Source organism: Dietzia sp. CQ4 (assembly GCF_014145125.1).
GTDB classification, from domain to species: domain Bacteria; phylum Actinomycetota; class Actinomycetes; order Mycobacteriales; family Mycobacteriaceae; genus Dietzia; species Dietzia natronolimnaea.
Genome location: NZ_JAALDZ010000031.1, coordinates 1 through 7,566, shown reverse-complemented (window position 1 = coordinate 7,566; position 7,566 = coordinate 1). Strand labels below are relative to the sequence as shown.

8 protein-coding genes and 2 pseudogenes are annotated in these 7,566 nt (G+C 65.3%); 7 read left to right on the top strand and 3 right to left on the bottom strand.

Features of this window, described 5'->3' with window-relative positions:
* Positions 1-43: 43 nt before the first annotated feature.
* Positions 44-706: pseudogene (locus tag G6031_RS02210) on the bottom strand (acyl-CoA dehydrogenase family protein); the annotation flags it as partial.
* A gap of 96 nt (positions 707-802) precedes the next feature.
* Between G6031_RS02210 and G6031_RS02205 the strand changes: the two are divergent.
* The 3 genes from G6031_RS02205 to G6031_RS02195 are packed head-to-tail and all read left to right on the top strand — an operon-like array spanning position 803 to position 2,399.
* Entirely contained in the window at positions 803-1,474 is a 672-nt protein-coding gene (locus G6031_RS02205) for a TetR/AcrR family transcriptional regulator (RefSeq protein ID WP_347238429.1), read from the top strand.
* 17 nt (positions 1,475-1,491) lie between these two features.
* A complete protein-coding gene (locus G6031_RS02200; RefSeq protein WP_182652301.1) occupies positions 1,492-1,701 on the top strand; it encodes a hypothetical protein in 210 nt (69 codons plus the stop codon).
* Positions 1,698-2,399 carry a transglutaminase-like domain-containing protein gene (locus tag G6031_RS02195; protein ID WP_182652300.1) on the top strand — a complete coding sequence of 234 codons (702 nt, stop codon included), beginning with the start codon at positions 1,698-1,700 and terminating at the stop codon, positions 2,397-2,399. Before G6031_RS02200 ends, G6031_RS02195 begins: the two co-directional genes overlap by 4 nt.
* On the opposite strand, the gene G6031_RS02190 is transcribed toward G6031_RS02195, so the two are convergent.
* Positions 2,394-3,473, bottom strand: coding sequence for a helix-turn-helix domain-containing protein (locus G6031_RS02190; RefSeq protein ID WP_347238428.1), 1,080 nt, complete (start codon positions 3,471-3,473; stop codon positions 2,394-2,396). The two genes, G6031_RS02195 and G6031_RS02190, sit on opposite strands and share 6 nt — an antisense overlap.
* Before the next feature lie 121 nt (positions 3,474-3,594).
* Between G6031_RS02190 and G6031_RS02185 the strand changes: the two genes are divergently transcribed.
* The 4 genes from G6031_RS02185 (at position 3,595) to G6031_RS02165 (ending at position 7,121) form a co-directional block, all read left to right on the top strand.
* Positions 3,595-3,915 carry a 2Fe-2S iron-sulfur cluster-binding protein gene (locus tag G6031_RS02185; protein WP_182652299.1) on the top strand — a complete coding sequence of 107 codons (321 nt, stop codon included), beginning with the start codon at positions 3,595-3,597 and terminating at the stop codon, positions 3,913-3,915.
* Positions 3,916-3,932: 17 nt separating this feature from the next.
* Positions 3,933-5,321 (top strand): cytochrome P450, encoded by a 1,389-nt coding sequence (locus tag G6031_RS02180; protein ID WP_182652298.1) that lies wholly within the window; start codon positions 3,933-3,935, stop codon positions 5,319-5,321.
* A 447-nt stretch (positions 5,322-5,768) separates the two neighbouring features.
* Positions 5,769-6,446: a lysophospholipid acyltransferase family protein gene (locus tag G6031_RS02170; protein ID WP_347238427.1), complete on the top strand. Its 678-nt coding sequence runs from the start codon at positions 5,769-5,771 to the stop codon at positions 6,444-6,446.
* 105 nt (positions 6,447-6,551) lie between these two features.
* Positions 6,552-7,121 carry a TetR family transcriptional regulator gene (locus G6031_RS02165; RefSeq protein WP_182652302.1) on the top strand — a complete coding sequence of 190 codons (570 nt, stop codon included), beginning with the start codon at positions 6,552-6,554 and terminating at the stop codon, positions 7,119-7,121.
* Positions 7,122-7,160: 39 nt separating this feature from the next.
* Here the strand turns inward: G6031_RS02165 and G6031_RS02160 are convergent.
* Positions 7,161-7,520, bottom strand: a pseudogene (locus G6031_RS02160) (o-succinylbenzoate--CoA ligase); the annotation flags it as partial.
* Positions 7,521-7,566 lie beyond the last annotated feature (46 nt).

Below are 7,566 nucleotides of genomic sequence, written 5' to 3'. Positions count from 1 at the left end.
CCAGACGCGGAACCGATTCCCACCACATCACGGGGCACTATCCACGTACGTCATCGAAGAAGAGCTCGCAGGTGTCTTGCCCCTTGAGGCCGATCTTGTCGAGGACACGGCCGCGTCGAAATCCTTCGGAGCTGGTCGGCACGATGACCAGTGAGACGCCTGCAGCAGCCTGCTCGGGGCTGGTCTTGCAGGCGACGAGCACCATGTCTGCGTGGTAGCCGTTGGTGATGAAGGTCTTGGCTCCGTTGATGACGTAGTGGTCGCCTTCTCTGACTGCCTTCGTCTTGATTCCCTGGAGGTCGGAACCGGTCCCCGGCTCGGTCATCGCAATGGCGGTCACGACCTCGCCGGAGGCCATCTTGGGCAGCCACTCGCGCTTCTGCTCCTCGGTGCCGTAGTTCAGCAGGTAGTGCGCCACGATTCCGCTGTGGAGTGCAGCCCCCCAGCTGCTGTCACCGATGCGGGCCTGCTCCTCGATAAGGATTGCCTCGTGGAAGAAGTTGCCGCCGCCCCCGCCGTACTCCTCGGGAATGGAGGTGCACAACAGGCCGAGCTCGCCGGCGCGGGTCCATAGTTCGCGGTCGACGCGCTTCTGTTCGATGAACCGCTCGATGTTGGGCTTGATCTCCCTCTCGCAGAACGTCCGGGCGAGTTGACGGAAGTCGTCGAGGTCCTGGTTCATCCAGGGTGAACGGCGGCTGGGCATGGGTCCTCCAGGGAGTATGTGCCGGGTACAGGGTGTACCCGAAGGCTACGGGTACACCCTGTACCGCGCCAGTCCCTTTCGGGTTAGAATGTGGTCGTGGATCTTGCGAGGTGGGTGGACACGGCCGTGGTGCGCCGATCGACGGCGCACCAATCGCACCGGTCGGCACGGCGAGAGCAGATCGTGGTGGCTGCGGCTCGTGCGATCGAGGAGTACGGTCCCGGCGTCGGTACTGCCCAGATCGCGGAACGGGCGGGGGTTGCGCGGCCTCACGTCTACCGGCACTTCGACAGCAAGGAAGATCTCGAACGAGAAGTGCTCCGATTCGCGGCTGATCAGCTCATCGACACCGTTCGTCCCGCCTTGCGTGTGAGCGGTACAGCTCCCGCCATCATCGAAGGCGTGATAGGCGCTGCCATCGGATGGGCTGCCGGTCATCCCAACTTGTATCGCTTCATGGCGGCGCGCCAGCAGAACAAGGAAACACACCGGGCCAGGTTGGGGCGCACACGGTTCCTCGGCGAGGTGGTGGCCGCAGCCTCGGCATATATGCGCACATCCGAAGTGCAAGTCGATCCCCCGGACGGCGTGATGGCGGGGTTGATGGGCATGGTCGACGCGGGGATCATCTGGTGGTTGGACCACCACGATGAGTCGAAGGAAGAGGTGACCGCCCGGATCGCCCATCAAGTTTGGCTGACCATGCGTGATCTCGCCAAGAGCGTGGGGGTTGCTGTGGACGATGACCGTCTGTTGAGCGCGCGATGAGGGTCCTCTCGCCCGAAATGGGCGCACCCCGAGCCCGTCGAAGCGGTCCCGCGTTGGAAGGGCGACGCCCCGTGTGCGACCGGTGGCTGGAAGAGGTCGGTGACCTGGTGCGGCGGATGCCCGGCGCCTGCATCTCGGCAGTGCCCGGCAAGCAGCCGGCCAGCTGGCCGCGCGCGGCCGTAGCGCTCAAGGCTGACGGTCTGGTCAACACCGCGGTGCGGCGATGACGCCGGCGCCGGGATCGCACCTTGAGGCGACCTTCTTCCTCGATCACGACCACGCTTCGGTACGCGACTTCACCCAGCACGTGATCGCCGGTGCGTCGAGCCCCCGAGAGAGAGCGTCCCTGCTCTTTGCTGCAGTGCGTGACCAAATCTGGTACGACCCCTACTCGGTCTCCGAGGATCCTGAGCATTACCGGGCGAGCCACGTCCTCCAGGCTGGCCGCGCCTACTGCGTGCCCAAGGCGGTGCTACTGGCCGCGGTTCTGCGGGCCGCGGGCATCCCTACCCGACTCGGCTTCGCCGATGTGCGGAACCATCTGCAGACCGACACCTTACGAGCCGTCATGGGTGGCACGGACCTGTTCGTCTATCACGGCTATTGCAGCGCCTACATCGACGGACGATGGTTGAAGGCCACACCCGCCTTCAACGTCGAGTTATGCGAACGATTCGGCGTGCCCCCGGTCGACTTCGACGGACAGGGTGACGCGCTCATGCACGCCTTCACCTCCGACGGGACTCGGCACATGGAGTACGTACGAGACCACGGCAACTTCGACGACCTCCCCCTGGGCCGCATTCTGTCTGCCCTCCACCAGGCCTACGGACCTATGGTCACCGCCGCTGCGGGGCCTGACGATGCCTTCACTCCTCCAGCTACCACCGGAGAGACCACTCCGAAAGGATCCGTGGACTCATAAGGGAGCACCGGATGAGCCACTCCCACCGGGCGCGGTCCTTCTGAGGGGCTGCGGAAGTGGTACTCCAGGGGGCTGGTGGGCGCGTCGGAAGTGGCTCGGTGAGCTGCCGGTCCATCCTTTGAAAGCGTGCGAGAAGTTCGTGAGGTCGCTGTAGCCCAGTTCGGCGGCGACCTCACTGACAGACGTGGAGCGGTCGAGCAGCCGTATCCGGGCGCGGTCGAGCAGTGACTCCTGGAGGAGTTCGCGGAAGCTAATTCCCTCCGCGGCGAGGCGGCGTTTCAGGGTGCTCGAGGAGATCGAGAACTCATTCGCGACCGATTGGAGGGTCCTCACCCCGGACCCGTCCTCGAGCAACGCCCGCACTCTGCGGGTGAACTCCGGGCTACCGGCCTGACGTTCGAGCGCCTGCTGGAGGCTGGTGACGGCGACGTCGAAGGCGACTGGGTCGGGGAAGCGGCAGGCCGCGTGTAGCGTCCGTTCAGGGATGTGCACATAGGACAGGGGGGCGTTGAAGATGAGCCGCGCCCCTGGCCAGGCTTCTCGAGCCCCGCTGCTCGGCTCCGGCCAGCGACTATGCATGGTCACCTCCGACGCGTCGTCGACCAGTCGGTCGACCAACCGCATGAGGGCGAGTCCGCAGTAGGTGACGGCGAGACAGTCCAGGTCGGGGTCTGCCGCGTTCCCGGTAAGCCGGATCGTCAGGTCGTCGCGCTGGGGATCGGACTGGGCGGTGACGGCCTCGGTGATCACGGGAAGATAGGTCAACAGCTGAACGACCTCGGCGACGGTTCCTGCGCTGACCAGCGGCACGCTCAACGGCCCGAAGGACGTGAGCTGAGCCTGTTCCGCGCAGGCGATCCCCAGCTTCGTTGCCTGCTCGGCATCGAGGTCCGGGTAGACCTCACGAAACCACCGCAGCGGTGCCTGCTCCTGGGTCCGGATCAGAGACAGTTCCCCGGTTCCCTCGCGCGCCATGGTGGCACGGAACTGCTCGGCACTGTCCGGATCGATCGCCGGACTGACCAGCAGCTGCGCGAAGGCAAGCGCTGGGACGCCCGGCTCGTTCCTCCACACAGCGCTCCTCACGTGACCCGATCTCACAGCAGGATGACACGGTTCAACATGGTCACCGCCGATATCAACGACAATACTGGAGAAAATGTCGATGACGTAGTCAATACTGAGGGAGTTGTAGATGACAGTCGTTACCTTCGTGTCATACGACGGGGAGAAGCACGAGGCGCCCATCGAGGAGGGCTGCTCGCTGATGCAGGTCGCCACGAACAACGCCATTCCGGGCATCGATGGTGACTGCGGCGGAGAGGCCGCGTGCGGCACCTGCCACGTGATCGTCGATTCCGCCTGGGCCGCCAAGGTCGGCCCCTCCGGCCCGGAGGAGGAGGAGATGCTGTCGATGAACCCCGAGCGGCAGCCGACGTCGCGGCTGTCGTGCCAAGTCCAGGTCTCCCGGTCATGGGACGGCTTGACCGTGCAGTTGCCCGAATTCCAGATGTAACAGGAGGTGTTGACGAGATGAAGATCCCTGACACAGTGAAGACGAAGGTCGATGCCGCCATACCCCTGGATCGCCAGGTCCAGGCCGCGCACCTCTACGACAAGAGCCGACGTTGGCTAACGGGCACGAACGGGCAGAAGATGTTCGTCGAAAGCCCGATCCCGCCGGTCGAAGAACTCGCGCTCGAAGACATCGACCTCAGCAACCCTTTCCTGTACCGACAGGGGCAGTGGGCCCCCTACTTCGAGCGCCTGCGCAACGAGGCCCCGGTGCACTACCAGCCCAACAGTCCGTTCGGGCCGTTCTGGTCGGTGACGCGGCACGCCGACATCATCGCGGTGGACAAGAACCACGAGGCCTTCTCCGCCGAGCCCCTGATCGTCATCGGGACGCCGCCGCGGTTCATGGACATCGCCATGTTCATCGCCATGGATCCGCCCAAGCACGACGTTCAACGCAGCGCCGTCCAAGGCGTGGTAGCTCCGAAGAACCTGCGCGAGATGGAGGGCCTCATCCGGGAGCGCGTCAAGGACGTCCTAGACAACCTGCCCGTCAACGAGCCTTTCGACTGGGTGAGGACGGTGTCGATCGAGCTCACCGCGCGCATGCTGGCGACCTTGCTGGACTTCCCCTACGAGCAGCGCCACAAGCTTGTCGAGTGGTCGGACCTGGCCACCTCCATGGAGCAGGCCAACGGAGGCCCCTCCGACAACGACGAACTGTTCCGCGGCATGGTCGACCTGGCGCGTGGACTCAGCGCACTGTGGCACGACAAAGCCGCCCGCCTGGCGGAGGGAGAGGAGCCCGGGTTCGACCTGATCACGATGCTGCAGAGCAACGAGGCCACCAAGGACCTGATCAAGCGGCCAATGGAGTTCGCCGGCAACCTGATCCTGCTCATCGTCGGGGGAAACGACACCACCCGCAACTCGATGAGTGGTGGGGTTCTCGCGCTCAACCAGTTCCCCGACCAGTTCGAGAAGCTCAAGGCCAATCCGGACCTGATCCCCAACATGGTCTCGGAGATCATCCGCTGGCAGACCCCTCTTGCCTACATGCGCCGGATCGCCAAGACCGACACCGTGCTCAACGGCCAGTTCATCCGCAAGGGTGACAAGGTGGTCATGTGGTATGCGTCAGGTAACCGGGACGAGTCCGTGTTCGAGCGGCCGGACGAGTTGATCATCGACCGGACCAACGCCCGCAACCACATCGCTTTCGGGTTCGGCGTACACCGGTGCATGGGCAACCGACTGGCCGAGCTACAGTTGCGGATCCTCTGGGAGGAGCTGCTCCCACGCTTCGAGAGGATCGATGTCGTCGGTGAGCCGGAGTACGTGCAGTCCAACTTCGTTCGCGGCATCAGCAAGCTGATGGTCGAGCTCACCCCCAAGGGAACCGGATGAGCTCGGCGCGCGGTGGTAGACGGCGCCAGCCATGCCGGCGCGCAGCCTGCCACCCGTCTCCGCCAGGAGGGTTGGTCCGGTGACATCGTGGGCCGGTGACGAGCCGATGCTGCCCTACAAGCGACCTCCTTCTCGAAGACCTGGCCCACTAGTGACCGAAACCGCACCCGCTACTACCTCAGGCAGGGCGAGCTGGTCGCCGCTGGCTGCGTCAACCGCCCAAGGGACTTCATGACCACCAACCGCATGCTCGGCCAAGGGGCCGCCGTCGACACGACCCCCCCTGCCGCCGGAGGTGGCGGTGTGACCAAGCAGACTGACCACTGCTCGTGGTCATCATCAAACGCCTGCCCCCCGAGGTGAACAACGATGGTTTGGAGGTCGACGGCAGGGCCCGGGATGAGACTTTTGGTTCCGGGCGCCCGTGACTCGCATCAGTCCGCAGACGTGCGACGCGCACCCACGGACGCTCGCGGCCCTGCATGGTGGTTCGCGTTGGTCGTCTGCAAACCCCTTCTGCTGCTCGTCAGGAGAGCGGACTGGCGCGGCACGGAGCGCCTTCCCCGGTCGGGGGGTGCAATATTGGCGGCCAACCATGTCTCCCAAGCCGACCCGCTCTTCCTCGCGGAGATGGTCCTCGCCCAGGGCCGGATCCCCCGGTTCATGGCAAAAGCAAGCCTGTTTCAGAGCAGAGCAGTGGGCTGGTGGTTTCGGTCGGCCGGCCACGTCCAGGTCGACCGTTCCGACGGGCGAGCTGGGATCCGCGCCGCGATCGAAGCAGTGGATCGCGGCGCCCTTGTCGTCGTCTATCCGGAAGGATCGATCACGAACCGACCGGATGTGCGTCTGATGTCGCTCAGGTCGGGTGCTGTTCGCATCGCGCTCGAGACGTCAGCCCCATTGATCCCCGTTGCCCAGTGGGGTGTGCAGGCCATCGCACCAGCCTACGAAGGAAGGGTGGTGCTGGGCCGCCGTCGTCGGGTCACCCTGCTGGTCGGGGACCCGGTCCCGCTCGAGGACTTCCGAGGACTGCCGTCGGCGACGGCAGCCGCTGTGGGCGTGCAAAGACTTCAGGACACCCTCGCAGCGATGGTCGACCAACTGGCCGACGAGCACGCTAGGTAGCGTGTGGCCGTGTCCAAGTCAGTGACGCGAGTCGATCGCGAGACAGGAATCGCTAACCTTTCTGTCATGCGGGCACCGTCCATGCGCGAACGATTCAAGGAGCACATGCGCCTGGCTGTCCTCGAGGCTGCCCACGACCTGACTGTCGACCGCGGCTGGGACCGGGTGCGCGTGGGGCAGGTGGCTGATCGTGCCGGGGTGTCGCGGGCGGCTCTGTACAAGGAGTTCGGTGACAAGGCCGGCCTCGGAGAAGCAGTCGTACTCCGGGAGGCCTCGCGCTTTCTCGAGGGCATCCGGGGCGCGCTGGAGGCGCACATCGGCGATGCGAAGCGGGGCATCGCAGCAGCCGTCGACTACACCTTGAACGAGGCCGGGCGCAGCCCCCTGCTCAAGGCGGTGCTCATCTCCAACCGCGACCTTGATGCGGGAAGTCAGGCGTCCACGGGGATGCTCCCGCTGCTCACGACATCCGCGCCGCTTCTCGACCTCGCCTCCGACACCCTGGCCGGATGGGTCGCGGAGAGTTACCCGGGTCTCCCCCCGGACGATGTCATCGACGCGGCCGACACCCTGGTGCGACTGACGGTCAGTCATCTTGCGCTCCCCAAGTGGGACCGAACCGCGACAGCGCGGAAGATCTCCGAGGTCGCCGTCCGATTCCTCTCACTCGAATAGTGACCTGCGCCGGGCGTCGGGAGCAGTCTGAACTGGGCTTCAGCGGCGCACGGCGTGTTCGTTGCCGCCGTGCTGCTGCCGTAGCACCGTCTTGAGCACCTTGCCGGTCGCTGTGCGGGGCAGCTCGGCTACGAACTCGATCCTGGTGGGGCACTTGAAGTGGGCAAGCCGCTCCCGGGTGTATGCGATGAGTTCCTCGCCGGTCGGCTCGGCGCCGTCCTGGAGCGCCACGGTGGCCACCGGGGTCTCGCCCCAGCGGACGTCGGGGACGCCGACGACGGCCACTTCACGAACGGCCGGGTGCCGGTAGAGCACTTGCTCGACCTCGATCGGGTAGACGTTCTCGCCGCCAGTGATGATCATGTCCTTTTTGCGGTCGACGAGCGTGATGAACCCCTCGGGGGGCTGGTGCACGAGTAGGTGACAGGGTTAGTCACGCGGCTTG